At 73.5% G+C, this 25242-nt stretch carries 17 protein-coding genes; 8 read left to right on the top strand and 9 right to left on the bottom strand.

The features are described from left to right. Positions 1-41: 41 nt before the first annotated feature. Genes hemQ through ADK60_RS24005 form a run of 3 tightly spaced genes read right to left on the bottom strand, consistent with a single transcriptional unit; the run spans position 42 to position 2831 of the window. Positions 42-767, bottom strand: coding sequence for a hydrogen peroxide-dependent heme synthase (hemQ, locus tag ADK60_RS24015; RefSeq protein WP_053648820.1), 726 nt, complete (start codon positions 765-767; stop codon positions 42-44). Continuing rightward, entirely contained in the window at positions 764-2200 is a 1437-nt protein-coding gene (gene hemG / locus ADK60_RS24010; RefSeq protein ID WP_053648817.1) for a protoporphyrinogen oxidase, read from the bottom strand. Before hemG ends, hemQ begins: the two co-directional genes overlap by 4 nt. 34 nt (positions 2201-2234) lie before the next feature. Beyond that, entirely contained in the window at positions 2235-2831 is a 597-nt protein-coding gene (locus ADK60_RS24005) for a Uma2 family endonuclease (protein WP_053648815.1), read from the bottom strand. A gap of 254 nt (positions 2832-3085) precedes the next feature. On the opposite strand from ADK60_RS24005, the gene ADK60_RS24000 reads away from it, so the two are divergent. After that, entirely contained in the window at positions 3086-4054 is a 969-nt protein-coding gene (locus ADK60_RS24000) for a DUF4349 domain-containing protein (RefSeq protein WP_053648813.1), read from the top strand. Positions 4055-4108: 54 nt separating this feature from the next. Here the strand turns inward: ADK60_RS24000 and hemE are convergent, their stop codons facing one another. Further along, positions 4109-5122 carry a uroporphyrinogen decarboxylase gene (gene hemE / locus ADK60_RS23995; RefSeq protein ID WP_234325962.1) on the bottom strand — a complete coding sequence of 338 codons (1014 nt, stop codon included), beginning with the start codon at positions 5120-5122 and terminating at the stop codon, positions 4109-4111. Between the two features lie 295 nt (positions 5123-5417). On the opposite strand from hemE, the gene ADK60_RS23990 reads away from it, so the two are divergent. The 5 genes from ADK60_RS23990 (at position 5418) to ADK60_RS23970 (ending at position 12235) form a co-directional block, all read left to right on the top strand. Continuing rightward, positions 5418-6080, top strand: coding sequence for a DUF3000 domain-containing protein (locus tag ADK60_RS23990; protein ID WP_079008650.1), 663 nt, complete (start codon positions 5418-5420; stop codon positions 6078-6080). Between the two features lie 317 nt (positions 6081-6397). Next, complete coding sequence (locus ADK60_RS23985) at positions 6398-7117, top strand: response regulator transcription factor (protein ID WP_045939925.1); 720 nt, start codon at positions 6398-6400, stop codon at positions 7115-7117. A gap of 170 nt (positions 7118-7287) precedes the next feature. After that, positions 7288-8577: a ribonuclease D gene (locus ADK60_RS23980; RefSeq protein WP_053648809.1), complete on the top strand. Its 1290-nt coding sequence runs from the start codon at positions 7288-7290 to the stop codon at positions 8575-8577. A 308-nt stretch (positions 8578-8885) separates the two neighbouring features. Further along, positions 8886-10103 carry a thiolase family protein gene (locus tag ADK60_RS23975; protein WP_045939926.1) on the top strand — a complete coding sequence of 406 codons (1218 nt, stop codon included), beginning with the start codon at positions 8886-8888 and terminating at the stop codon, positions 10101-10103. 2 nt (positions 10104-10105) lie between these two features. Beyond that, positions 10106-12235: a 3-hydroxyacyl-CoA dehydrogenase NAD-binding domain-containing protein gene (locus ADK60_RS23970; protein ID WP_053648808.1), complete on the top strand. Its 2130-nt coding sequence runs from the start codon at positions 10106-10108 to the stop codon at positions 12233-12235. 115 nt (positions 12236-12350) lie between these two features. On the opposite strand, the gene ADK60_RS23965 is transcribed toward ADK60_RS23970, so the two are convergent. The 3 genes from ADK60_RS23965 to ADK60_RS23955 all read right to left on the bottom strand — a co-directional run bounded on the left by ADK60_RS23965 (position 12351) and on the right by ADK60_RS23955 (position 17363). After that, positions 12351-13868, bottom strand: coding sequence for an ArnT family glycosyltransferase (locus ADK60_RS23965; RefSeq protein ID WP_231978539.1), 1518 nt, complete (start codon positions 13866-13868; stop codon positions 12351-12353). A gap of 180 nt (positions 13869-14048) precedes the next feature. Beyond that, entirely contained in the window at positions 14049-15968 is a 1920-nt protein-coding gene (dxs, locus tag ADK60_RS23960) for a 1-deoxy-D-xylulose-5-phosphate synthase (RefSeq protein ID WP_053648806.1), read from the bottom strand. A gap of 210 nt (positions 15969-16178) precedes the next feature. Continuing rightward, positions 16179-17363, bottom strand: coding sequence for an ROK family transcriptional regulator (locus ADK60_RS23955; protein WP_045943607.1), 1185 nt, complete (start codon positions 17361-17363; stop codon positions 16179-16181). Positions 17364-17833: 470 nt separating this feature from the next. Between ADK60_RS23955 and ADK60_RS23950 the strand changes: the two genes are divergently transcribed. Both ADK60_RS23950 and pepN read left to right on the top strand, forming a co-directional pair. After that, entirely contained in the window at positions 17834-19612 is a 1779-nt protein-coding gene (locus ADK60_RS23950; RefSeq protein WP_053648804.1) for an outer membrane protein assembly factor BamB family protein, read from the top strand. A gap of 138 nt (positions 19613-19750) precedes the next feature. Then, positions 19751-22330: an aminopeptidase N gene (gene pepN, locus ADK60_RS23945; protein ID WP_053648802.1), complete on the top strand. Its 2580-nt coding sequence runs from the start codon at positions 19751-19753 to the stop codon at positions 22328-22330. 153 nt (positions 22331-22483) lie between these two features. Here pepN and ADK60_RS23940 read toward each other — a convergent pair whose 3' ends face one another. Together ADK60_RS23940 and malQ are read right to left on the bottom strand one after the other, a co-directional pair. Then, positions 22484-22714: a hypothetical protein gene (locus ADK60_RS23940; protein WP_030395011.1), complete on the bottom strand. Its 231-nt coding sequence runs from the start codon at positions 22712-22714 to the stop codon at positions 22484-22486. Positions 22715-22734: 20 nt separating this feature from the next. Next, positions 22735-24921 (bottom strand): 4-alpha-glucanotransferase, encoded by a 2187-nt coding sequence (gene malQ, locus ADK60_RS23935; protein WP_063783246.1) that lies wholly within the window; start codon positions 24919-24921, stop codon positions 22735-22737. Positions 24922-25242: the final 321 nt, after the last annotated feature.

The raw sequence follows: 25242 nt of genomic DNA, 5'->3' as shown, positions 1-25242 counted from the left end.
AGGGCCCCGTCCGGTACGGACGGGGCCCTTCGCGGCCGGGCTCAGACCAGGCCGTTGAGCAGCTCGGCGACCGGCTTGCGGCGGCCGGTGAAGAACGGCACCTCCTCGCGGACGTGCAGCCGGGCCCGGGACGGGCGCAGGTCGCGCATCAGGTCCACGATCCGGTGCAGCTCGTCCGCCTCGAAGGCGAGCAGCCACTCGTAGTCGCCCAGCGCGAACGAGGCGACCGTGTTGGCCCGCACGTCGGGGTAGCCGCGCGCCATCTGGCCGTGCTCGGCGAGCATCGCGCGCCGCTCGGCGTCCGGCAGCAGGTACCACTCGTAGGAGCGCACGAACGGGTACACGCAGACGTAGTCGCGCGGGCGCTCGTCGGCGAGGAACGCCGGGATGTGCGACTTGTTGAACTCCGCCGGGCGGTGCAGCGCCATGTTCGACCAGACCGGCTCCAGCTGCCGGCCCAGGCCGGTGCGGCGGAAGCGGTTGTACGCCTCCTGGAGGTCGTCCGAGTCGGCGGCGTGCCACCACACCAGGATGTCGGCGTCCGCGCGCAGACCGGACACGTCGTAGGTGCCGCGCACCGTGACGTCCTTGGCGTCCAGCTGGGCGAACAGCTCCTCGACCTCGGTGACCAGGCCGGTGCGGTCCTCGGGCAGCGCGCCCTTGAGCTTGAACACCGACCACATGGTGTAGCGGATGACCTGGTTCAGGTCCCGCGCCTTCAACTTGGCGGGCTGCTCGGCGGCCTGCTGCTCAGCGGTCTCAGTCATGCGCCCATTGTCCTCTCGGTGACGTTCGCCCCGGCCAGCGGGGTCAGTACTCGGTCGAGCGCGGCGACGGCCGCCCGGGCGCTCGCGACGCACGCCGGGATGCCCACGCCGTCGTACGCGGCCCCGCACAGGGCCAGCGCTCCCACCCGGTCCGCCGCCGCCCGGATCCGGGCCACCCGGTCCAGGTGGCCGACCGGGTACTGCGGCAGTCCGGCCCGCCACCGGGTGACGGCGGTGTCGTACGGACGGGCGGTCAGACCGATCGCCTCACCCAGGTCGGCCAGCGAGCGGGCGACCAGTTCCTCGTCCGCCAGCTCCAACGGCTCCTCCTCGCGCAGCCGGCCCAGCGAGGTGCGCAGCACGAAGGTGTCCGGCGCGGACCGCTCCAGCCAGCCCCACTTGTTGGAGGAGAAGGTGGACGCCTTGATCCGGCGGCCGTCCACGGGCGGGACGAGGAAGCCGCTGCCGGCCGGTGTGCGCGCCAGGTCGGCGCGGCGGAAGGCCAGGGTGACCAGCGCCATCCCGGCGTACTCCACGGTGTCCAGTTCGGCGGCCGCGGCGGGCGCGTCGGCGCGCAGCAGCCGGGCGGCGGCCGGCGCGGGCACGGCCAGCACGACGGCGTCCGCGGCGAGCACCTCGCCGTCGCCGGTGGTCACCCGCCAGCCGTCGGAGGTGCGGCGCAGCTCCGTCACCGCAGTCCGGGTGCGCAGCTCGACGCCGGCCCCGGCGCAGGCCGCGGCGACCGCCTCCGGCAGGGTGCCGAGACCGCCGCGCAGGCCCTGGAACACGGGGGTGCCGACGGTCGTCGGCCGGGTGGCCAGCCGGTGCACACCCTCGACCAGCGATCCGCCGCCGCGGGCGACCGGCAGCAGCGCGGGCACGGCGGCGCGCAGCGAGATCTCGTCGCTGCGCCCGGCGTAGACACCGCCGAGCAGCGGTTCCACCAGCCGGTCCACGACCTCGCGGCCGAGCCGGTCGGCGACGTAGCGGCCGATCGCGACATCGTCCGCGACCGCCTCCCCGACCACCTCGTGCCGGGCCCGCTCCAGCCCCTCGGGGCTCAGCACACCGGACTCCGCCAGCGCGGCGAGGTCGCCGGGGACACCCATCACCTGTCCGCCGGGCAGCGGCCGCAGCGCGCCCCTGGTCCAGATCGCGGCCTTGGCGGTGGTCGGCGGCTCCAACTGCTCAGCGAGCCCGACGGCCCGCGCCAGCTCGACCGCCTCCGGCCGCCGGGCGAGCATCGACTCCGCCCCGAGGTCCACCCGGACCCCGCCGACCTCGCCGCCCCACAGCTTCCCGCCCAGCCGCTCCGACGCCTCCAACAGCGTCACCCGCGCCCGCGCCGGCTCCCCCGCACCCCCACCGACCACGGCGGCCGCGGTCAGCCCCGCGATCCCGCCGCCGATCACCACGACATGTGCTTGCGCCATGCCCCGCAGTCTCGCAGGTCTTTACACCTTTGCCTCAATCCGCCCGCTTCCGCCGATTGCGGGCGGGCACGAGCCCGTCCAGGTCGATGTCGACGGGGAACGGCACCGGTCGCTCCAGCCGCTTGCGGAAGATCCCGGCCGCGACGTAGGCGGACGTCGGGCGGTCCAGTTCGTGGACGTGGACCACCGGCAGGCCGTCCTCCTCCTCGACCACCCAGTAGTGCGGGATGCCGGCCTCGGCATACTTCCGCTGCTTGACCGTGCGGTTCCGGTGCGCCGACTCGGGGGACACGACCTCGACGACGAGCGTCACGTCGGCGGCGTCGAACCAGGTCCGGTCGGGGTCGTACTCGACCGCCGCGACCATCAGGTCCGGCTCGGGACGGTTCCGCCGGTCGAGCCTGATCGTCATCTCCCGCTCGGCCAGGAGGCCGTCCGGGACCAGTTCCTCCAGGACCGCCGTCAGCGCCGTAACAGCCCGGCTGTGCCACGAACGCTGCGGGGACATCCTGAAGACCAGTGCGCCGTCGATCAGTTCGGCGTGCGGCGGCGCCTGTGGCAGGTGGTCGAGGTCCTCGGCGAACCAGCCCTCGACGCGGGGCAGGTGCAAGCGGTCCGGCAACTCACTCATGGGCCCGACCGTAGGGGCTCCGGAGCGGCTGCGGGGCGGTCGGGCCCGCACAGTCCGCAGGTGTACCGACGGCTGGGCGCCTTGTCCTGGTCGCGGCCGAGACGTGATCGAGCTGCGACCTCCCGGGCGGGTCCGGAGCGGGGCGGGGTCCGTCGAAATGGTGTGGGTGCCCCGGGAGGGGGTGCCGGGAAGCATCGGACGGCGGGGAGGGCTCGATCGTGGGACGAGGACGAGGACGGCGGAGAGCGGGGGACATGTCGGCGGTCGCCCCGGCGCAGGCCGCCGCCGGGGAGGCGGCCAAGGGTGAGGCCGCCGTCGGGGAGGCGGCCAAGGGTGAGGCCGCCGCCGGGGCGCCGGGGGTGGCCTCGGTGGCGCCCAAGGCGCCGCCGGCCGGGCAGGCGAGTGCGGCGCCGGTGGTGGACGCGCGGCAGATCGCGTACTCGGCGCAGCTGACGGTGCGGGCGGCGCGGGTGGACCAGGCGCTGGCGAGGGCGCGCGAGCTGGCCCTCGCGGCGGGCGGCTACGTGGCGAGCGAGACGACGAGCGGCCGGGCCTCGGCGGGCGGGCCCGGCGGGCCGCTGAGGCCGGAGGACCGTCCCTCGCCCGGACCGCAGAGCGGGCAGATCACGGTGAAGGTGCCCTCGGCGGCGTTCCAGCAGACGCTGGACCAGCTGGCCGGGCTCGGCGAGGTGGTCTCCCGGCGCAGCCAGGCGGAGGACCTCACCCAGCAGGTCGCGGACGTCAACAGCCGGCTGCAGAGCCAGCAGACGAGCGTGGACCGGGTGCGTGCGCTGATGGCGCAGGCGAAGACGCTGGCCGAGATCGTCAGCATGGAGAGCGAGCTGAGCCGCCGGGAGGCGGACCTGGAGTCGCTGCAGAAGCAGGTGAAGGAGCTGTCGGCGCGGACCTCGCTGTCCACCGTCGCACTGGACGTGCGGGAGCAGACGGAGCCCGTCCACGACGTGCCGGACGCGCCGAAGCAGGAGGACGGCTTCTGGGCCTCGGTCGGTTCGGCGCTGGGCGGCGGCTGGCACGTGCTGGCCGTGATCGTGCGCGGGATCTTCGTGGCGCTGGCCGCCGTGCTGCCGTTCCTGCTGGTGGCCGCGCCGGTGGCGGCGGTGCTGTGGGTGCTGCGCCGGCGGCGGAAGCCGGTCCCGGCTCCGGCGCAGGAGGACGAGGACCGCGCGGAGGAGGACGAGGAAGAAGAGGAACCCTCGCACTGATCGGGGTCCGACGGTGGCGACCCCCTCAGGAGGGGGCCGCCACCGGACGGCGGGTCAGCGGGCGCTGGCCTCGTGCACGAAGGCGACCAGGCGGCTGAGCGCGTCCGGGTCCATGCTGGGCATGACGCCGTGGCCGAGGTTGAAGATGTGGCCGCTGCTGCCGAGCGCCTGGGCGGCGTGCAGCACCTCGCGGGCCTTGGTCTCGACGGCCCTGGTGGGCGCGAACAGCACCGCCGGGTCGAGGTTGCCCTGGAGGCCCTTGCCGGGGCCGACCCGCTCGGCGGCGACGTTCAGCGGCACCCGCCAGTCGACACCGACCACGTCCGCGCCGGCCTGGCCCATGAGGCCCAGCAGCTCGCCGGTGCCGACGCCGAAGTGGATCCGCGGCACGCCGTACCCGGCCACCGCGTCGAACACCTTGGTGCTGGCCGGCATCACCGAGCGGCGGTAGTCGTCCGGCGCGAGCGCGCCGACCCAGGAGTCGAACAGCTGGATCGCCGAGGCGCCGGCCTCGATCTGCACCTTGAGGAAGGCGGCGGTGATCCCGGCCAGCCGGTCGAGCAGGGCGGCCCACAGGTCGGGCGCGCCGTACATCATGGCCTTGGTGTTCTCGTGGTTCTTGGACGGCCCGCCCTCGATCAGGTAGCTGGCGAGCGTGTAGGGGGCGCCGGCGAAGCCGATCAGCGGGGTCGGGCCGAGCTCGTCGACGAGCAGGCCGACGGCCTCGGTGATGTAGGGGACGTCGTCCGGCTCCAGCGGGCGCAGCCGCTCCAGGTCGGCGAAGCTGCGGATCGGGTCGGCGATGACCGGGCCGATGCCGGGCTTGATGTCGACGTCGATGCCGATCGCCCGGAGCGGCACCACGATGTCGCTGAAGAAGATCGCCGCGTCCACCTTGTGCCGGCGCACCGGCTGGAGGGTGATCTCCTTGACCAGCTCGGGCCGCATGCAGGACTCCAGCATGGGGATGCCCTCGCGGACCTTCAGGTACTCGGGCAGCGAGCGGCCCGCCTGGCGCATGAACCACACCGGGGTGTGCGGTACCGGCTCGTGCCGGCAGGCGCGCAGGAACGCCGAGTCGTACGCGGCGCCGCGGCGCGCGTCGGGCTGCTGACCGGGGGTGGCGCCGGTCGGGGGGACTGCCGTCGTCTCGCTCACGCTCCAAATCTTCGCACGCGGCCCGGACCCGCCCGTCCCGGTGGTCCCGTCGCTTCCTCCAGGATCCGAACACGGATCCGAACAAGGATCCGGTCGGGGCTGCGGAGGAGGATCCGGCCGGAGATCTGGCCGGATTGCCGCCCCGGCGCGCCGCGCGGGCAGAAGTTACGGCGATTACCCGGGTTTTCGACCTAGTCTTCGGGTCATGGCAGCGGTCGGAGGGCACCCCGCGCAGGGTGGCGGAGCAGGTGGCGGAGCAGGTCGGGAGGCGGCGCCGAGTGAGTTCCGGGCCGCCGTGGAGGCGTTCTCCGGTGCCCGGCTGCGCCCCGAGCTCGTCCTCTCCCCCGCCCCGGCCCCCCGCCGGCTGGCGCCGTACTCCTTCGCGCTGACCGCCACCGTCGAGGTCGACGGCGAGGAGCTGGCCGACGGCCGGCTGGTGCTGCTGCACGACCCGGCCGGGCAGGAAGCCTGGAACGGGGACTTCCGTGTGGTCACCATGACCCGGGCGGAGCTGGAGCCGGAGATGGCCGGCGACCCGATGCTCTCCGAGGTCGGCTGGGCCTGGCTGCTGGACGCGCTGCAGGCGCACGGCGCCGGGTACGCGGAGCCCTCGGGCACGGTGTCGCTCTGCGCCTCGCACTACTTCGGCGGGCTGGCTGAGCGCGCGTCGTCCACCGAGATCGAGATCAGGGCGTCCTGGACGCCGGCCGACGGCCGCTTCGAGCGGCACCTGGCGGCCTGGGGGGACCTGCTCTGCATCAGCGCGGGTCTGCCGCCCGCGGCCGCGGCGCCGCACACGCCGGCCGACGTCACGTCACTCGGTGGAGTGGTCCCGATGCCCGCCAGGCGACGTCCGCGCTCGCACTGAGGAGTGGCGCCGCCGCGGCGTCATCACCGGACGCGATGCCACCCCCAGGGCTGACGGAGTGTGACTTCGGTGCGGCTCTCCGTCAATAAAGCGGTCGAATCCGACTGCTTCGCGTCGAGTCTGATCGATTTTGTGCGATTTCCAGGCATGTCGCAATCAGTCACCTGCGCGATTTGTCCGTATTGTTACTCACTAGATCGTGATCTTTCGCTAAAGCCGGGCACGGATGCTGCCGAAGCAGACTGTGACCCTTTCCGAACGCGGAACACTCCGACCGCCCCCTCGGGGTTCCGTCCGCCACTCCCGCAGGAGGCCTGGTGTCGGTCCTTCTTGAGCACCCCGCAAACGTGGTCGCCTACCGCCCGACCAAGCCCACCGCCATGGTGGTCATCGCCGATCCCCGCGTCCGAAACACCGTCACCCGTCACCTCTGGGCGCTCGGCGTCCGGGACGTGATCGAGGTGTCCTCGATCGCCGAGGCCCGCCCCCGGGTCTCCACCCCGCGCGACATCTGTGTCGCCGACGTCCACCTCCCCGACGGCTCGGGGCTGACCATCCTCGCCGAGACCCGGGCCGCCGGCTGGCCCAACGGGCTGGCGCTCTCCGCGGCCGACGACATCGGCGCCGTCCGCAGCGCGCTGGCGGGCGGGGTCAAGGGTTACGTCGTGACCGGTACCCGCACCAATGTCGCCATGCCGGGCCGCCCGGGCCTGCCGCTCGGCGCCGCCGGGCTGGCCGGCCGGATGCGGCGCCCCGGGATGCCCGGCATGCCGGGTGCGGCCGGGGCTCCCGGCGGTGCGCCCGGTGCCCACGGCGCGCCGGGCGCCCAGCAGACCGCCTACCGCGAGCTGTCCGGCCGTGAGGTCGAGGTGCTGCGGCTGGTGGCCGAGGGCCAGTCGAACAAGGCGATCGGCGTGGCGATGGGCCTCTCGGCGCTCACCGTGAAGAGCCACCTCGCCCGGATCGCCCGCAAGCTCGGCACCGGCGACCGCGCCGGCATGGTCGCGGTCGCGCTGCGCACCGGCATCATCCACTGAGCCCCGGCGCCGCTGCGGCGGCCCAGGAGGAACGTTTCCTCCCGGGTCGCCGCGCACCGCGGCCGGGAATGCCCTGCGGGGCCCGTCCGGAGAGCCTCGGACGGGCCCCTTCATCGGTCTGACCAGTCCGACAACACTCCCGGTCGCGGGGTCCGTCGTACCCTTGGTAGGTGACCGACGCCGTAGCAGCCATCCCAGAAGAAGCAGCCCCGGTCCCGCTCCTCGAACCGAAGGAGGGGATCCCTCCGGTCGTGGCGGACGAGCGGGCGCTGGCCGACACCGTCGCCGCCTTCGCCGCGGGATCCGGACCGGTCGCCGTCGACGCCGAGCGGGCCTCCGGCTACCGCTACGGCCAGCGGGCGTACCTCATCCAGCTTCGCCGCGCGGGCGCCGGGACCGCGCTGATCGACCCGATCGCCTGCCCCGACCTCAGCGGGCTGGGCGCGGCCCTCGCGGACACCGAATGGGTGGTGCACGCCGCCACCCAGGACCTGCCCTGCTTGGCCGAGGTCGGCATGAGACCCCAGCGACTGTTCGACACCGAGCTGGCCGGCCGGATCGCCGGCTTCGCCCGGGTCGGCCTCGGACCGATGACCGAGAGCGTGCTCGGGCTGAGCCTGGCCAAGGAGCACTCGGCGGTGGACTGGTCCACCCGTCCGCTGCCCGAGCCGTGGCTGCGCTACGCCGCTCTGGACGTCGAGGTGCTGGTCGAGCTGCGCGACGCACTCGAACAGGAGCTGGACGCCCAGGGCAAGCTCGACTGGGCCCTGGAGGAGTTCGCGGCGATCGCCGCCGCCCCCCGCCCGGCCCCGCGGACCGACCCGTGGCGCCGCACCTCGCAGCTGCACAAGGTCCGCCGGCGCCGCCAGCTGGCCGTGGTGCGCGAACTGTGGCTGGCCCGCGACCGGACGGCGCAGGAGCGGGACGTCTCGCCGGGCCGGGTGCTCTCGGACGCCGCGATCGTCAACGCCGCGCTGGCCATGCCGCTGAACATCGCCGCGCTGCAGGGCGTCCAGGGCTTCGGGCCCCGGGTGCACCGGCGCCAGCTGGAGCAGTGGCTGGCCGCCGTCCAGCGCGGGCGGGAGGTGCCGGAGAACCAGCTGCCGCCGGCCGCCGCACCGCACGACGGCCCGCCGCCGCCGCGCGCCTGGGCCGAGAAGGACCCGGTGGCGGCCGCCCGGCTGAGCGGGGCGCGCGCCGCGGTCGCCGAGCTGGCCGAGCGGCACCACCTGCCGGCCGAGAACCTGATCACCCCGGACCTGGTCCGCCGGGTCTCCTGGGAGCCGCCGGCCGACGCCTCGGCCGCGAACGTGGCCGCCGCGCTGCGGCGGCTCGGGGCCCGGCAGTGGCAGGTGGACCTGGTCGCCCCGACGCTGGCCGCCGCCTTCGCCGACGCGGCCAAGGCCGGGGCCGACGCCAAGGCCGACGCCAAGGCAAGTACAGCCGCCCAGCAGGGCTGAGCGGGAAGAAGCGGAGAAGGGGATGTCACCCGGAGCGGGCGGCATCCCCTTCGTCGTACCCGGACGACGAAGGGAGGGCGCTCCCGCCGCCCGGGGCCCGCGACCGGCGTGAGGGCGGCTCCCGCCGCCGCGGCGGGCGGGTGAACCAGGGAGTGGGCGACAACACATCCGGTGTTGCGGCTTCCGGGCCTGGGCAGGGTGGTTACCGGCGGGTAGCATGGCCGTGGGCGGCGCCGCCCGCGTCCATTCGTGCGACGGCTCGCGGCAGCCTGCCCACTGAACCGTTGGTCCCTGGGAGGAGAGCCCCCGTGCCTCGTACCGCGAGGGACGTCGTCTTCGTCGATGGCGTCCGCACCCCGTTCGGCAAGGCAGGCCCGAAGGGCATCTACCACGAGACCCGTGCCGACGACCTCGTCGTCAAGTGCATCCGGGAGCTCGTGCGTCGTAACCCGAACCTGCCCGTCGAGCGCATCGACGAGGTCGCGATCGCGGCCACCACGCAGATCGGCGACCAGGGTCTGACGATCGGCCGCACCGCAGCACTGCTGTCGGGCCTGCCGAAGTCCGTCCCCGGCTACGCGATCGACCGCATGTGCGCCGGCGCGCTGACCGCCGTGACCACCACCGCCGGCGGCATCGCCTTCGGCGCCTACGACGTGGTCGTGGCCGGTGGCGTCGAGCACATGGGCCGCCACCCGATGGGCGAGGGCGTCGACCCGAACCCGCGCTTCGTCTCCGAGAAGCTCGTCGACGAGTCCGCCCTGTTCATGGGGATGACCGCGGAGAACCTGCACGACCGGTTCCCGCACATCACCAAGGAGCGCTGCGACGCCTACGCCGTGCGCTCGCAGGAGAAGGCCGCCAAGGCGTACGCCAACGGCGACATCCAGCCCGACCTGGTGCCGATCTCGATCCGCAACACCAACCCCGAGGTCGGCGAAACCGGCTGGGGCCTGGCCACCGCGGACGAGCCGATGCGCCCGGGCACCACGATGGAGAGCCTGGCCGGTCTCAAGACCCCGTTCCGCCCGCACGGCAACATCACCGCGGGCAACTCGGCCGGTCTGAACGACGGCGCCACCGCCTCGCTGCTGGCCGCCGAGGACGTCGCCGAGGAGCTCGGCCTCCCGGTCCGGATGCGCCTGGTCTCCTACGCCTTCGTCGGCGTCGAGCCCGAGGTCATGGGCATCGGCCCGGTGCCGGCCACCGAGAAGGCGCTGGCCAAGGCCGGTCTGACCATCGAGGACATCGGCGCGTTCGAGGTCAACGAGGCCTTCGCCGTGCAGGTCCTGGCGTTCCTGGACCACTACGGCATCGCCGACGACGACGAGCGCGTCAACCCGTTCGGCGGCGCGATCGCGTTCGGCCACCCGCTGGCCTCCTCGGGCGTGCGCCTGATGAACCAGCTGGCCCGCCGCTTCGAGCAGCGCCCGGACGTCCGCTACGGCCTCACCACGATGTGCATCGGCTTCGGCATGGGCGCCACCATCGTCTGGGAGAACCCGCACTTCGAGGGTGGTAAGTGAGCATGAGCACCACGACTGAGCTGCTGACCCGCGGCGCCGAGCTCTTCCCCGGCGAGGTCGTCACGACCGCGCACGTCCGCCACCTGGACCTGCCGCTGCAGGCCGGCCGGCTGGCCCTGATCACCCTGGACAACGGCTTCGACCACACCAAGCCGACCACCTTCGGCCCGGGCTCGCTGCTCAAGCTGAGCGAGGCGCTGGACCAGGTCGAGGCGGAGGCCGCCGAGGGCACGATCGTCGGCGCCGCGATCACCGGCAAGCCGTTCATCTTCGCGGTCGGCGCCGACCTCAAGGGCGTCGAGCTGCTCCAGGAGCACGCGGACGCGCTCGCCATCGGCAAGGGCGGCCACGAGGTCTTCAAGCGAATCGCCGCGCTGCCCGTCCCGACCTTCGCCTTCTACAACGGCGCGGCCATGGGCGGCGGCGTCGAGGTCGGCCTGCACTGCGACTACCGCACGGTGTCGGCGGGCGTCCCGGCGTTCTCGCTGCCCGAGGTCTTCCTCGGCCTCGTCCCCGGCTGGGGCGGCTGCAGCATCCTGCCGAACCTGATCGGCCCGGCCAAGGCCGTCAAGGTGATCATCGAGAACTCGATGGCGCAGAACAAGCAGCTCAAGGGCAAGGACGTGTTCGAGCTGGGGATCGCCGACGCGATCTTCGAGCCGGCCGACTTCCTGGAGCAGTCGCTGCTCTGGGCGGCCAAGGTCCTCAAGGGCGACGTGGCCGTCGAGCGCGAGGCGATCGACCGCGGCAAGGCCTGGGACGACGCCGTCGCCTGGGGCCGGCTGGTCGCCGACGCCAAGGTGCACGGGGCGGCCCCGGCCGCGTACCGGGCGCTGGACATCATCGCCCAGGTCAAGGACCAGGACCTCCAGGCCGGCTTCGACGCCGAGGACACGGCCCTGGCCGACCTCATCATGGGCGGCGAGCTGCGCAGCGGCATCTACGCCTTCAACCTGGTGCAGCGCCGGGCCAAGCGCCCGGTCGGCGCGCCGGACAAGTCGCTGGCCCGCCCGGTCTCCAAGGTCGGCGTCGTCGGCGCCGGTCTGATGGCCTCGCAGCTGGCGCTGCTGTTCGCGCGCCGGCTGGAGGTGCCGGTGGTCCTCACCGACATCGACCAGGAGCGCGTCGACAAGGGCGTCGGCTACGTCCACGCCGAGATCGACAAGCTGCTCGGCAAGGGCCGCATCGGCAAGGACAAGGCCAACCGCCTCAAGGGCCTGGTCTCCGGCTCGCTCGACAAGGCCGCCGCCTTCGGTGACGCGGACTTCGTGATCGAGGCCGTGTTCGAGGAGATGGGCGTCAAGCAGACCGTCTTCGCGGACCTGGAGAACGTGGTCTCGCCGACCTGTGTGCTGGCGACCAACACCTCCTCGCTCTCGGTCACCGAGATGGCCTCGAAGCTGAAGCACCCCGAGCGGGTCGTCGGCTTCCACTTCTTCAACCCGGTCGCGATCCTGCCGCTGCTGGAGATCGTCCGCGGCGAGAAGACCGACGACGTCTCGCTGGCCACCGCCTTCGGCGTCTCGAAGAAGCTGAAGAAGACCGCGGTGCTCTGCAAGGACGCCCCGGCGTTCGTGGTGAACCGGATCCTGACCCGCTTCATGGGCGAGATCCAGAGCATCATCGACGAGGGCACCCCGATCGCCACCGTCGAGAAGGGCGTCGAGCCGCTCGGCCTGCCGATGTCCCCGATCGTGCTGCTGGAGCTGGTCGGCCCGGCCATCGCCCTGCACGTCTCGGAGACCCTGCACGGCGCGTTCCCGGAGCGGTTCACCGTCTCCGAGAACCTCGGCCGGGTGGTCAAGGCCGGCAAGCGCGGCTTCTACACCTGGGTGGACGGCCAGCAGGTCCTCGACCCCGAGGTGCTGGAGCTGCTCACCTTCGGCGACACCGTGCTGACCGAGGAGCAGGTGCTGGGCCGCGCCCTGGAGGCCGTCGCCCAGGAGATCGGTCTGATGCTGGAGGAGGGTGTCGTCGCCGAGGCGCAGGACATCGACCTCTGCATGATCACCGGCGCCGGCTGGCCCTTCCACCTGGGCGGGATCACCCCGTACCTGGACCGTGAGGGCGTCTCGGAGCGCGTGAACGGCAAGCGCTTCCTCGCCCCGGGCCTGGCCTCCGTGCCCGCCTGAGGATGACGCGGAGGGCCCCGGTGACCTTGATGGTCACCGGGGCCCTCTGTCGTCCGCCGCGGCCCGTACGGAGGCCGTTGCGGGCCTTCCGGCGGGTACCCCGGGTGGGGCGTCGTCAGCGCTTGAGGCGGTAGACGACGGTGTCGGCGAAGACGCCGACCATCTCGTAGTGGGTGTCCAGCAGGTTCTCGATCTTCGGGATCATGCCCGGCTGGTACGGCGCGAGGCCGGAGTCGTCGACGACCACCTCGGGCAGGCCCTTGGCGATCTCCTGGTCGAAGGTCTGCCAGGCGTTGGCCATCGAGAACTGCTCGCCGACGTTGGGGCTGCCGTCCTTGCCGCCGCTGTAGTTGGTCAGGAAGCCGGCCGTGAGGTACCGGGTGGCGGGCTTGCGGTCGGCGAGCCAGTACAGCTCCGGGTGCATGCCCCAGACCAGCACGGTGTCCTTGGGCGTGGTCTGCGCGGCGACGGCGGTGGCGACCTCGGTGGTGCGGTCCAGCCGCTCCCCCGGCCAGGCCAGCGCCAGGCCCCAGAAGACGGTGGCGGCCGCCGTGGTGTACACCAGCACCGGCTTCCAGCGGACCGCCGAGGTGGCGACCGCCCCGGTGCCCAGCAGCACCAGCGGGGGCATCAGCTGGAGGTAGTAGTGGCCGAAGAAGTGGAAGCCGACGCTGACCGCGACGACCGAGGAGAGCAGCCACATCCACAGGTCGGTGGTGGAGCCGTGCTCCTCGCCGGCGACCGGCAGCGGGCGGTGCCGGTACTTCAGCCACAGTCTCCGGCCGACCGGCAGCAGGAAGCCGAGCCCGGCGCCGATCAGGATCGCCGAGTTGCCGAGCGCCCGCCCGACCATCTGCAGCCAGGCGCCGCCGGAGGTGGCGTAGTCGCCGCTGCCGGTGACCACCCAGAACAGGAAGCCCTTGGGTTTGGTCAGGATCACCGCGACCAGCGCTATCGGCAGGGTGAAGCCGAAGCCGATCTTGAACAGGGCGGGGATCCAGCGGACGCCGCGCTGCCGGGCGTCCTGGAAGAGCATCCAGAGCACCGGCAGCAGCACCGCGCCGCCGGTCTGCTTGGTCAGCGAGCAGAGCGCCACCGCGATGCCGGCGGCCAGCCAGCGGCGGCGTTCGGCGTAGCGGAAGGCGGCCACCATGGCGGGCAGCATGAAGACCTCGAAGGTCGCCGCCTGGGTGTCCTCCGGGGACAGCCCGATCGAGACCAGCAGGTAGAGCAGTCCGGCGCCGGCGCCGGCCCGGTTGCCCCAGCGGCCGCGGGCGATCGAGGCCAGCAGGATCGCGGTGACCAGGTGGGCGGCCACCGCGAGGGTGCGCAGCGGCCAGAGCGAGGCGGAGCCGAAGACCGTGAAGCAGGCCTGGTAGAGCCAGGGCAGCAGCGGGGGCTTGCGGTCCACCACGGTGTCGTAGAGCACGCCGCCGTCGGCCAGCATCCGGGCCTGGGTGGCCAGGAAGCCCTCGTCGGGGCTCCAGACCGGGCGGACGAAGGACGGCAGGTGGGTGAGCAGGGCGACCAGGGCCAGCAACGGCACCAGTCGCGACCAGTAGCCGGTCTTCACCCGCTCCCAGCCGTCGGCCGGGGGTACCCCCAAGGGCAGGCGCTCGGTGAGCGCGGTCAAGCGGGATCGGGTGGGGGTCGGCACGGATGACAACCTACCGGGCGGAATCGGCACGGGCAGCGCCGGTCCCGCCTTTGGTGCGATTATCGGCCTCACTGTTGCAGAGCTGTCGCAGAGCCGGACCGGAGGACCGCCGTCCGGGGCTCTCCCCCGGACGGCGGTACTCACGCGGCGGAGCGGTCAGGCCTCGACGGTGGCGACGTCCAGCCGGGAGACCAGGGCGGTCACCTGCCGGGCGATGTCCGGGGCGGTGAGGCCGATCTCGGCGAGGATCTCCGGGCGCGAGGCGTGGTCCAGGAACTCCTGCGGGATGCCGAAGTCACGCAGCGGCAGGTCCACGTCCGCGTCCCGCAGCGCCTGGGCGATCGCCGTGCCGACGCCGCCGACCCGGCCGTTGTCCTCGACCGTGACGACCACCCGGTGCTCGGCGGCCAGGCCGGGCAGCGCCGGGTCGACCGGCTTGACCCAGCGCGGGTCCACCACGGTGGAGCTGATGCCCTGGGCGGCCAGCAGGTCGGCCACCTCCAGGCACATCGGGGCGAGCGCGCCGACCGAGACGATCAGCACATCGGCCCGGTGGCCGTCCTCGGCCTCGCCGAGGGAGTCGGGCACGGCGGCGCGCAGGACGTCCATGCCGCCGACCGTGGCGACCGCCGGGACGGCCTCGCCGACCGAGCCCTTGGAGTAGCGGACCACCGTCGGGGCGTCCTTGACCTCGACGGCCTCGCGCAGCTGGGCGCGGACCTGGTCGGCGTCGCGCGGGGCGGCGAGCCGCAGGCCGGGGACGACCTGGAGGATCGACATGTCCCACATGCCGTTGTGCGAGGCGCCGTCGGTGCCGGTGACGCCGGAGCGGTCCAGCACGAAGGTGACGCCCAGCTTGTGCAGGGCGACGTCCATCAGGACCTGGTCGAAGGCGCGGTTGAGGAAGGTCGCGTAGACCGCGAAGACCGGGTGCAGTCCGCCGGTGGCCAGGCCGGCCGCGCTGGTGACGGCGTGCTGCTCGGCGATGCCCACGTCGAAGATCCGGTCCGGGAAGGCCTCGGCGAACGGGGCCAGGCCCACCGGGTGGAGCATCGCGGCGGTGATGCCGACGATGTCCTCGCGCTCGTGGCCGAGCGCCACCATCTCCTCGGCGAAGACCGAGGTCCAGTCCTTGCCGGAGCTCTTGATCGGCAGGCCGGTCTCCGGGTGGATGACGCCGACCGCGTGGAAGCGGTCCTCGTCGTTGTTCTCGGCGGCGTGGTAGCCGCGGCCCTTCTCGGTGAGGCAGTGCACGATCACCGGGCCGCCGAAGCCGCGCGCCTTGGTGAGCGCGGACTCCAGGGCGGTGAGGTCGTGGCCGTCGATCGGGCCGATGTACTTGAGGCCGAGGTCCTCGAACATGCCCTGCGGGGCGATGAAGTCCTTCAGGCCCTTCTTGGCGCCGTGCAGGGTCTCGAAGAGCTGCTGGCCGACCACCGGGGTGCGCTGCAGCGCGTCCTTGCCCCAGGACAGGAAGCGCTCGTAGCCCTGGGTGGTGCGCAGCGTGGCGAGGTGGTTGGCGAGGCCGCCGATGGTCGGCGAGTAGGAGCGCTCGTTGTCGTTGACGACGATGACGACCGGGCGGTCGGTGGCGTCGGCGATGTTGTTGAGCGCCTCCCAGGCCATGCCGCCGGTGAGCGCACCGTCGCCGATCACGGCGACCACCGGGTCCTGCTTGCCCAGCAGCTGGTTGGCCTTGGCCAGGCCGTCGGCGTAGGAGAGCACGGTGGAGGCGTGCGAGTTCTCGATCACGTCGTGCTCGGACTCGGCGCGCGAGGGGTAGCCGGACAGGCCGCCCTTCGTCCGCAGCCCCGAGAAGTCCTGGCGGCCGGTGAGCAGCTTGTGGACGTAGCTCTGGTGGCCGGTGTCGAACAGGATGCGGTCGCGCGGGGAGTCGAACACCTTGTGCAGCGCGATGGTGAGCTCCACCACGCCGAGGTTCGGGCCCAGGTGGCCTCCCGTCTTGGAGACCTCGGTCACCAGGAAGGTCCGGATCTCCTGGGCCAGTGCGGCCAGCTGTCCGGGCGTGAGCCGGTCGAGATCGCGCGGTCCCCGAATTCGGGTCAGCAGGGCCACCCGTTCCTCCTCGTTCGTGTTCGCGGACCGGAGGTCCGACGGGCGTCGCTGCCCGGTGTCGACCGGTCGAGTCTAATGTCCGCCCACCGGACGCCGGGCGGGGCGTCCGGTCCCGACGGCCGGTACGCGCCAACCACCTCGGCGGTCACTCTTTCGGGTGAACGTGGAAAACCGGCGTGTCGTTGCACCCGGCCGGGACGGCCCCGGGGCTCAGGGGCGGGCGACGGCGAGCGCGCTGGAGTCCCCCGCCTCGCTCATGACCAGGGCGAGCGCGCCCAGGACCTCGGCCCGGCCGCCCAGGGTACCGGGGACCACCGACAGCTGGCGGGCGGCGCTGGGGATCGCGTAGCGGGCCACCGAATCGCGGATCGGCGCGAGCACCAGCTCGCCGGCGTCCGCGAGCTCGCCGCCGAGGATCACCCGGCGCGGGTTGAGCAGGTTGCAGAGGGTGGCCACCCCGGTGCCGATCTGCCGGCCCGCGTCGGCGATCACCCGGCGGCAGCCGAGGTCGCCCTGGTGGGCCAGCTCGACCACCCGGGTCAGGCTGAGCTCGGCACCGAGGGTCGGGGTGAGCAGGTTCAGCAGGTAGCGGGAGCCGACGAAGGTCTCCAGGCAGCCCCGGTTGCCGCAGCGGCAGACCGGGCCCGCCTCGTCCAGGGTGATGTGGCCGATCTCGCCCGCGGTGCCGCCCGGGCCCCGGTAGATCTGCCCGTTGACCACCAGGCCCGCGCCGACGCCGCTGGCCACCTTGATGTAGGCGAGGTCGCTCAGGCCCCGGCCGGCGCCCCAGACCAGCTCGCCGAGGGCGCCGAGGTTGGCGTCGTTGTCGACGTGCACCGGCATGCCGAGGCGCTCGGCCAGCTCGCGGCCGGGGGCGATGCCGGTCCAGCCGGGCAGGATCGCGGTGGAGCCCAGTGCCCCGGTCTCCACGTCGATCGGGCCGGGCACGCCCAGGCCCACGCCGATCACCTTGTCCGGGCGGAAGCCGGCCTCCGCGAGCAGCCGCTCGACCAGGGCCTCGGCCCGGTCGAAGCCCTGCGCGGCCGAGACGTCGACGTCCATCGGGGCGCTCTCCTCGGCGAGGACCCGGTGGGCGAGGTTGCCGACCGCGACCCGCAGATGGGTGTGGCCGAAATCGATCCCCACCACGATGCCGGCGTCACCGCTGAGCGAGACACTGCGGGCGCGCCGTCCGCCGGAGGAGGTGTCGGCCACCACGACGGTGCCGCTCTCCTTCAGTTCTCGGACGATGTTGGACACCGTGGCCGCCGAGAGGCCGGTCCCTCGGGCGATCTCGGCCTGGGTCAGCGAGCCGGCCATCCGCACCGCGCGGAGCACCCGCTCCAGGTTGGCCCGGTGCAGCGAGGACTGCGAGCCCGGAGTGTCCGTCGACATGATCCACCCTCCCAAGGGGGCCGGGGACCCCTCCGCCGGGTGTCCCCTTTCAACTCCTGAAGCCTAGGGCCTGAATCCCGGTGAAGGCACGGGGGAGAGTCGGCGAAGAGCAGGTGAGGGAAGAAGGACCGCCGGGCGCGGGGGCGGAGCGGCGGCGGGCCGGCGAACCGGCCCCGGCCCAGGTCGGCGGGGCGGGCCGAGGGTTGACAGCACCGCAGGTCGGCGCGGGGGCGGCCGGGAGCTACGGTTCCGGCGCCGGTCCGAAAACCGATCCCCCGTACGATGGTGCCCAATCTCACCCGTCCCGGCGGCCGCGGATGCGCGCCGCTCCCGGGACGATTCCAGACATGACGGGGCATCAGATGGCAGGGGATCACCCTACACCGGGGGCTGGCGAAGCTTCCGGCAGCGGTCCGGACAACCGGGGCGTCTCTCTCGGACGCCCGGCGGGCGGCGTCGACCCGGCGGCCGTGGCCGACCAGCAGACACAGCTCGACGGGGCCGCGGTCCCCGGTCAGGCCGCACCGCAGGCACCGGCCGCGCCGCCCGCACCGCCGGCCGGGGCACCGGGGGCCGCCGGGGCGTACGCGTACGCGCCCACCGCCCCCGCCTTCCCCTCGCAGGGCCCGGCGGGAGCCCCGCCGCAGGCCCCGCCGGTGGGCCCGTACGACCCCTCCCCCGGCCAGCCGCAGTTCGGCGCCCCGGCCGCGGGCCAGCAGTACGGGTACACCGCCCCGCCCGCCGACGCCGGCGCGGCCGGCTACGGCTACCCGCAGCAGGGCGGCGGCTACGGCTACCCGGGCGCCCCGGCTCCCGTGGCCCCGCCGAAGCGCAACCCGGTGATGGTCTGGGGCGGCATCATCGGCGGTGTGCTGGCGATCGCCATCGTCGCCGCGCTGATCGTGCTGTTCACCGACGACAACAAGAAGAAGGACGACCAGCCGACCGCCTCCGGCGGCACCACCGGCCAGGTCACCGGCGGGCCCAGCGGGGACGCCACCGCCACCGGCGGGACGGTCACCGCGCCGGCCACCGGCGGCGGCACCGGCGGCGCGACCACCGGCGGCGGTGGCGGCGGCAAGGCCGGCGCCTACAACCCGGCCTGGGCGGCCGACAAGCCGGCCAGCTCGGTCAGCGGCTCGACCCGGATGCTCGCCATCTGGGGCGCCGAGAAGGTCGCGGTGCGCGCCGACACCACCGGCATCCGCGCCGTCAACACCTCGGACGGCAAGGAGGCCTGGAACATCCCGGTGCCCTCCGGCGCCAAGGAGTTCTGCTCCGCCTCGTACAGCGCCAACTCCAAGCACATCGCCGCGATCGCGCTGAACACCGGTGACAGCGACTGCTCCACCATCGCCGCGGTCGACCTCACCACCGGCAAGCTGAGCTGGACCGTCAAGGTCGGGCAGAGCCGGATGAGCTCCCCCACCCTGACCGTCACCGACAAGGTGGTCGGCATCGGCGCCAACACGGCCGCCGCGGTCAACATCGCCGACGGCTCCGCGGCCTGGTCGTTCCAGCCGCGCGAGAAGGACTGCAGCGTCTACGGCACCGTCGCCGGCGCCCAGATCGTGGTCACCGACCGCTGCTACGGCCTCAACACCACCGTCAAGTCGCAGCTGGTCATCGTCGAGACGGACACCGGCAAGGTCGCCTCGCCGGCGCCGATCACCCTGGCCGGCAGCATCGAGCGGGTCGACAAGGTGCTCTCCGAGCAGCCGCTCGTGGTCGCGATGTCCAGCGGCCCGAACGGCGACTACGTGATGCCGTTCGACAAGACCAACAAGGCCGGCACCCAGATGCCCGTCAAGGAGCCCGGCTACGACAGCCTGCGGCTCAGCGGCCTGGGCGACGCCATCACCCAGAGCGTGGTCAGCGGCACCACCCTGTACGTGCAGACCAACCCGACCAAGCCCTCGGTCAACGCCTACGACCTGAACACCGGCAAGCGGATCTGGTCGACCGACGGCAAGGCCAAGGACGGCCTGCGGCTGGTCTCCGGCACGGACAAGGAGGGCAAGGTCCGGGTCGTCATGGACATGGGCTACGGCACCGACGCCAAGCTGGCGACGCTCGCCCCCGCCGACGGCGCCGTGAGCGAGCTCGGCACCATCGCGCTCGGCAAGGACTCCTCCTCCTTCAGCATCAGCCTGAGCAGCAACGAGTTCGTGCTGAACTCGGACGGCGCGCTGTACGGGTTCTCCCGCAGCAGCATGGACCCGCCGGTGTTCAAGTTCGTCAAGAAGTAACGGCACCCCCGGGCGGGGTGGTGCGGGCCCGACCGGCCCGCACCACCCCGCCCGCGGCGTACCCGGGAGTATTCCGCCGGAGGCCGCGGGCGGACATGGCAGGATGCCAGGCATCAGCCCGACAAAGGAGTCCTGCGAGTGCCCGGCACCAATCTGACCCGTGACGAGGCCCGCACCCGGGCCGACCTGCTGCACGTGGACGCGTACGAGATCGAGCTCGACCTGAGCTCGGCCCGAGAGGGGGGCACGTTCCGGTCCACGACCGTGGTCCGGTTCACCGCCACCACCCCCGGCGCGGCCACCTTCATCGACCTGGTCGCCCCGAGCGTCGAGGAGATCGTCCTCAACGGCGTACGGATCGACAACAGCGCCTTCGCCGACAGCCGGATCGCGCTGCCGGACCTCGCCGCCGAGAACGAGCTGCGGGTGGTCGCCGACTGCGCCTACACCAACACCGGTGAGGGCCTGCACCTGTTCGTCGACCCGGTCGACGGCGAGACCTACCTGTACACCCAGTTCGAGGTGCCGGACGCCCGCCGGGTCTTCGCCTCCTTCGAGCAGCCCGACCTCAAGGCCGCGTTCGCCTTCACCGTGACCGCGCCCGCCAGCTGGGTCGTGGTCTCCAACTCGCCCACCCCCGAGCCGGAGGGCGAGGGCGACACCCGGGTCTGGCGCTTCGCGCCGACCGGCCGGATCTCCTCGTACATCACCGCGCTCGTCGCCGGCCCCTACGTCGGGGTCTTCGACAGCTACGAGAACGGCGAGCAGAAGGTGCCGCTGGGCATCTACTGCCGGCCCTCGCTGCGCGAGTTCCTGGACCCCGAGGCGATCTTCGAGGTCACCAAGCAGGGCTTCGACTACTTCCAGGAGAAGTTCGACTTCCCCTACCCGTTCGCCAAGTACGACCAGCTGTTCGTGCCGGAGTTCAACGCCGGCGCGATGGAGAACGCGGGCGCCGTCACCCTGCGCGACCAGTACGTGTTCCGGTCCAAGGTGACCGACGCCGCGTACGAGGCCCGCGCCGCGACGATCCTGCACGAGCTCGCCCACATGTGGTTCGGCGACCTCGTCACCATGGAGTGGTGGAACGACCTCTGGCTGAACGAGTCGTTCGCCACCTACGCCGAGGCGGTCTGCCAGGCCGAGGCGCCCGGCTCCCGGTGGCCCAACTCCTGGACCACCTTCGCCAACCAGATGAAGACCTGGGCGTACCGGCAGGACCAGCTGCCGTCCACCCACCCGATCATGGCCGAGATCAACGACCTGGAGGACGTCCAGGTCAACTTCGACGGCATCACCTACGCCAAGGGCGCCTCGGTGCTCAAGCAGCTGGTGGCCTACGTCGGCCAGGACGCCTTCTTCGAGGGCGTGCGCGCCTACTTCAAGCAGCACGCCTGGGGCAACACCCGGCTCGGCGACCTGCTCGGCGCCCTGGAGAAGGCCAGCGGCCGCGACCTCAAGTCCTGGTCCGCCGCCTGGCTGGAGACCGCCGGCATCAATGTGCTGCGCCCCGCGCTGACCCTCAACACGGACGGCGAGATCGAGTCCTTCGCCGTGCTCCAGAGCGCCCCGGCGCTCCCGGCCGGCGCCAAGGGCGAGGCCGTGCTGCGCCCGCACCGGATCGCCGTCGGCCTGTACGAGCTCAACGACGGCGCGCTGGTGCGCACCGACCGGATCGAGCTGGACGTCAACGGCCCGCGCACCGAGGTGCCGGAGCTGGTCGGCCGCCACCGCCCCGCGGTGATCCTGCTCAACGACGACGACCTCACCTACGCCAAGGTCCGCCTCGACGAGGACTCGCTGGCCGTCGTCACCGAGAACCTCGGCGGCTTCACCGAGGCGCTGCCGCGCGCGCTGTGCTGGGCCTCCGCCTGGGACATGACCCGCGACGGCGAGCTGGCCGCCCGCGACTACCTGACGCTCGCCCTCTCCGGCCTGCCCCGGGAGAGCGACATCGGCGTGGTCCAGTCGGTGCAGCGGCAGGTCAAGCTCGCGCTCGACGTCTACGCCGACCCGGACTGGCGCGAGCAGGGCCTGGCCCGCTGGGCCGAGGCCGCCGAGCAGGCGCTGCGCGACGCCGAGCCGGGCAGCGACCACCAGCTGGCCTGGGCCCGGGTGCTCGGCTCCGTCGCCCGGACCGACGGTCAGCTCGACCTGCTGACCGGGCTGCTGGACGGCGGCACCGTGATCCCCGGCCTGGCCGTGGACACCGAGCTGCGCTGGGTCCTGCTGGGCCGCCTCGCCGCGACCGGCCGGGCCGACGAGGCCGCGATCGAGGCCGAACTCGCCCGCGACAACACCGCGGCCGGCCAGGAGCACGCGGCCAGCTGCCGGGCGGCCCGCCCGACGGCCGAGGCCAAGGCGGCGGCCTGGGCCTCCGTGGTCGACTCGGACGAGCTCACCAACTACGTGCAGGCGGCGGTGATCGGCGGCTTCCAGCAGGCCGACCAGCGCGAGCTGCTGGCGCCGTACTCGGAGAAGTACTTCGCCGCGGTGAAGGGCGTCTGGGAGAGCCGCAGCCACGAGATCTCGCAGCAGATCATCGGCGGCCTGTACCCGGCGCTGCTGATCGGGCAGGGCACGCTGGACGCCACCGACGCCTGGCTGACCGCCGCGGAGCCGGCGCCGGCGCTGCGCCGTCAGATCGTCGAGGCGCGGGCCGGGGTGGAGCGGGCGCTCAAGGCGCAGGCCGTCGACCGGGCCGCCGGGGAGCGCTGACACCGGCGGGGTGCGTCCCCCTCCCGCGCGGAGGGGGACGCACCCCGTGCGGGGTCGCACCTCCCGCAGGAACGGAAACGCCCGAGGGGGCGCCGGACATCGTCCGGCGCCCCCTCGGGGTCTGTGCTGGGCTCCGTGGTGGAGGGCCCTCGGCTACTTCTTCTTGTCCTTGTTGCCGTACGGCATCGCGGCCAGGCCGCCGATGATCACGAAGGCCGCGATCGGGAGCAGCACGTACAGGCCGAGGGTCTGGGCGACGCTCAGGCCGCTACCCGGGTCGTCGCCGTCGTCCCGGGTGAGGGCCATGGCGGGCGACGACAGCAGCATCATCAGCGTGACCGTTGCGGTGACCGCGCCGGCTCGCAAAGCGTTCCTCTTGTCCACGGTGCCAACTTACCCGTGACTTACGCCGAGCCGCTCGGCGGGGTCGGCCTTTCGGGAGCCGGTCCGGGCCCGGCGGCCGGTCGGGCGCCCACGGAGCGCAGCAGGTCGGCGAGGGTCCGCGCGTCCGGGGCGGCCGCCAGGCCGTCCAGGGTGACCGGGCGCCCGGAGCCGTCCGCGACCGGCAGCCGCCAGTTCGGGTACTGGTCCCAGGTGCCGGGCAGGTTCTGCGGGCGCGGGTCGCCGACCACGTCCGGCAGCCAGACGCCGACCAGCTCGGCCGGGGTGTCGGCCAGGAACCGGTAGAGCACGGCCGCCGACAGCGGCTCGTCCCCGGCCAGGAGGCCCAGCCGGAGCAGCTCGGCCCGCCAGTCGGCCAGCTCGGCGGCCGCCTCCGCCTGCTCCTCGCCGAGCGCGCGGGAGAGCAGGCCGAGCCGGTGGCGCAGCTCCACGTGCTCGCCGGAGAGCCGGGCCGCGGTGGACGGCAGGTCGTGCGTGGTCAGGGTGGCCAGGCTGCCCGGGCGCCAGCGCCCCGGGGGCAGGATCGCGCCCCCGCCCTGCCAGTCCCGCTCGAACCAGAGCACCGAGGTGCCCAGCACACCGCGCTCCGCCAGTTCCTCGCGCACCCCGGGCTCGACGGTGCCGAGGTCCTCGCCGACCACGGCGGCGCCGGCCCGGTGGGCCTCCAGGGCGAGCACCGCGAGCATCGCCTCCGCGTCGTAGCGGACGTAGACGCCCTCGGTCGGGGCGTGCCCGGCCGGGACCCACCAGAGCCGGAACAGGCCCATCACATGGTCGATCCGCAGGGCGCCGGCGTGCCGGGCGGCGGAGCGGATCAGCTCGGCGAAGGGCGCGTAGCCGACGGCGGCCAGCGCGTCCGGGCGCCAGGGCGGCAGGCCCCAGTCCTGGCCGTGCGCGTTGAAGGCGTCCGGCGGCGCGCCGACCGAGATCCCGGCGGCCAGGACGTCCTGGAGCGCCCAGGCGTCGGCGCCGTCCGGGTGGACGCCGACCGCGAGGTCGTGCACCAGGCCGACCGGCATGCCGGCGGTGCGGGCCGCCTGCTGGGCGCGGCCGAGCTGGCGGTCGACCTGCCAGGCGAGCCAGCGGTGGAAGGCGACCCGGTCGGCGAGTTCCTCGGCCTCGTGCCGGACGTGCGGGGAGTCGGGGTGGCGCAGGCCCTTCGGCCAGTGGTGGTGGTCGGCGCCGTGGCGCTCGGCCAGGGCGTTCCAGACCGCGTACCGCTCCAGCCACTCCCCCTCGCGGGCCCGGTAGGCGTCGAACGCGGCCGTGCGGACGGTGCCGTGCCCGTCCGCGTACCGGCGGTACGCGCCGTGCAGGAGCTCCAGGGCGCGGCGCTTGAGGGCCCAGACCTCGTCACGGTCGATCAGGCCGTCGTGGACCAGCACCTCGGCGCGCAGCCGGGCGGCGCGGGCCAGCAGCTCGTCGGCCTCGGCGCGCTCCTCGCCGGCCAGGTAGGCGTACTCGGGCACCTCCTCGATCCGCAGGTGGACCGGGTCGGCGAAGCGCCGGGAGGAGGGGCGGTAGGGGGACGGGTCGGAGGGCGTGGAGGGCAGGGCCGCGTGCAGCGGGTTGATCTGGACGAAGCCCGCGCCGAGGGAGCCCGCCCAGGTGGCGAGGTCCGCCAGGTCGGCGAGGTCGCCCATGCCCCAGGAGCGGTCGGAGAGGACGGAGTACAGCTGGGCGAGGAAGCCCCAGCCCCGGCCGGGGAGGGCGGGGAGGCGGTCGGGGGCGACGATCAGGTGCGCGGTGGCGGTGCGGTCCGCGGCCTCGGCGTGCAGGGTGTGCCGGCCGGGCGGGAGGTCGGCGGGCAGCCAGTGGGCGTGGCCGTTCGGGAGCCGCCATCGTTCGCCCTGCTCCAGGACGACGGTGAGCCGGGTGTCGGCGGGGAGGTCGAGCGCGGTGCGGCGGCCGGCCCGGGCGACCACGGTCGGGGGCAGCAGGCGGACCCGCTGCTCCGCCCGGTGGCGGGCGAGGGCCTCGCGGGCGGCGTCGGGGGTGGCGGCGGCCACGCCGAGCGCGGCGAGGACGGCGGCCAGGGTGCGGGCGCCGGCCGGCACCCCGCCGGGGCCGTGGCGGGTGTCCACCCCGTGGGCCTGCGCCAGCGCCACCAGCTCGGGCGGCGGCGGGGGCGCGTCCTGGGCCGGCACCTCCAGTGCGTCGGCTCCGTCACGGTCGAGATAAGCGGCCACTCGCGGCTCCTGCGATGTCTCGGCAACGCCCAGTCAGGACAGGCACAGTCCTACCCGGGTGACGCCCCGGTGACCCGGCGCGACACGACCGGGACTGGAACCGGGAGTCGACAGCAGCACCACGCACGCCGGGTCCAGGAGCACCACGCGCGGGTGAGTCTTTGACCCCGACCCCGCACGGACCGCGAGCGAGCCGAAGGGGCGCGCCGGTGCCGAAAGGGTGGGGGCACCTCCCGGCCGGAGGCTGGGGGAAAGCGAGGAGGCCGCGAGATGGGGGCACCCCCGGCCGAAGGCTGGGGGAGAGCGGCATTGGAGCGCCGA

The sequence above is a fragment of the Streptomyces sp. XY431 genome (genome assembly GCF_001279805.1).
Lineage (GTDB): Bacteria > Actinomycetota > Actinomycetes > Streptomycetales > Streptomycetaceae > Kitasatospora > Kitasatospora purpeofusca.
This window is presented reverse-complemented; position numbering and strand designations above follow the sequence as displayed.

What these genes read in the sequence shown, in the direction of transcription:
- ADK60_RS23955 (WP_045943607.1), bottom strand. Translation starts at nt 17,363, where the DNA reads ATGTCGACGGACACTCCGGGCTCGCAGTCCTCGCTGCACCGGGCCAAC.
- hemQ (WP_053648820.1), bottom strand. Translation starts at nt 767, where the DNA reads ATGACTGAGACCGCTGAGCAGCAGGCCGCCGAGCAGCCCGCCAAGTTG.
- hemG (WP_053648817.1), bottom strand. Translation starts at nt 2,200, where the DNA reads ATGGCGCAAGCACATGTCGTGGTGATCGGCGGCGGGATCGCGGGGCTG.
- ADK60_RS24005 (WP_053648815.1), bottom strand. Translation starts at nt 2,831, where the DNA reads ATGAGTGAGTTGCCGGACCGCTTGCACCTGCCCCGCGTCGAGGGCTGG.
- ADK60_RS24000 (WP_053648813.1), top strand. Translation starts at nt 3,086, where the DNA reads ATGTCGGCGGTCGCCCCGGCGCAGGCCGCCGCCGGGGAGGCGGCCAAG.
- ADK60_RS23970 (WP_053648808.1), top strand. Translation starts at nt 10,106, where the DNA reads ATGAGCACCACGACTGAGCTGCTGACCCGCGGCGCCGAGCTCTTCCCC.
- ADK60_RS23990 (WP_079008650.1), top strand. Translation starts at nt 5,418, where the DNA reads ATGGCAGCGGTCGGAGGGCACCCCGCGCAGGGTGGCGGAGCAGGTGGC.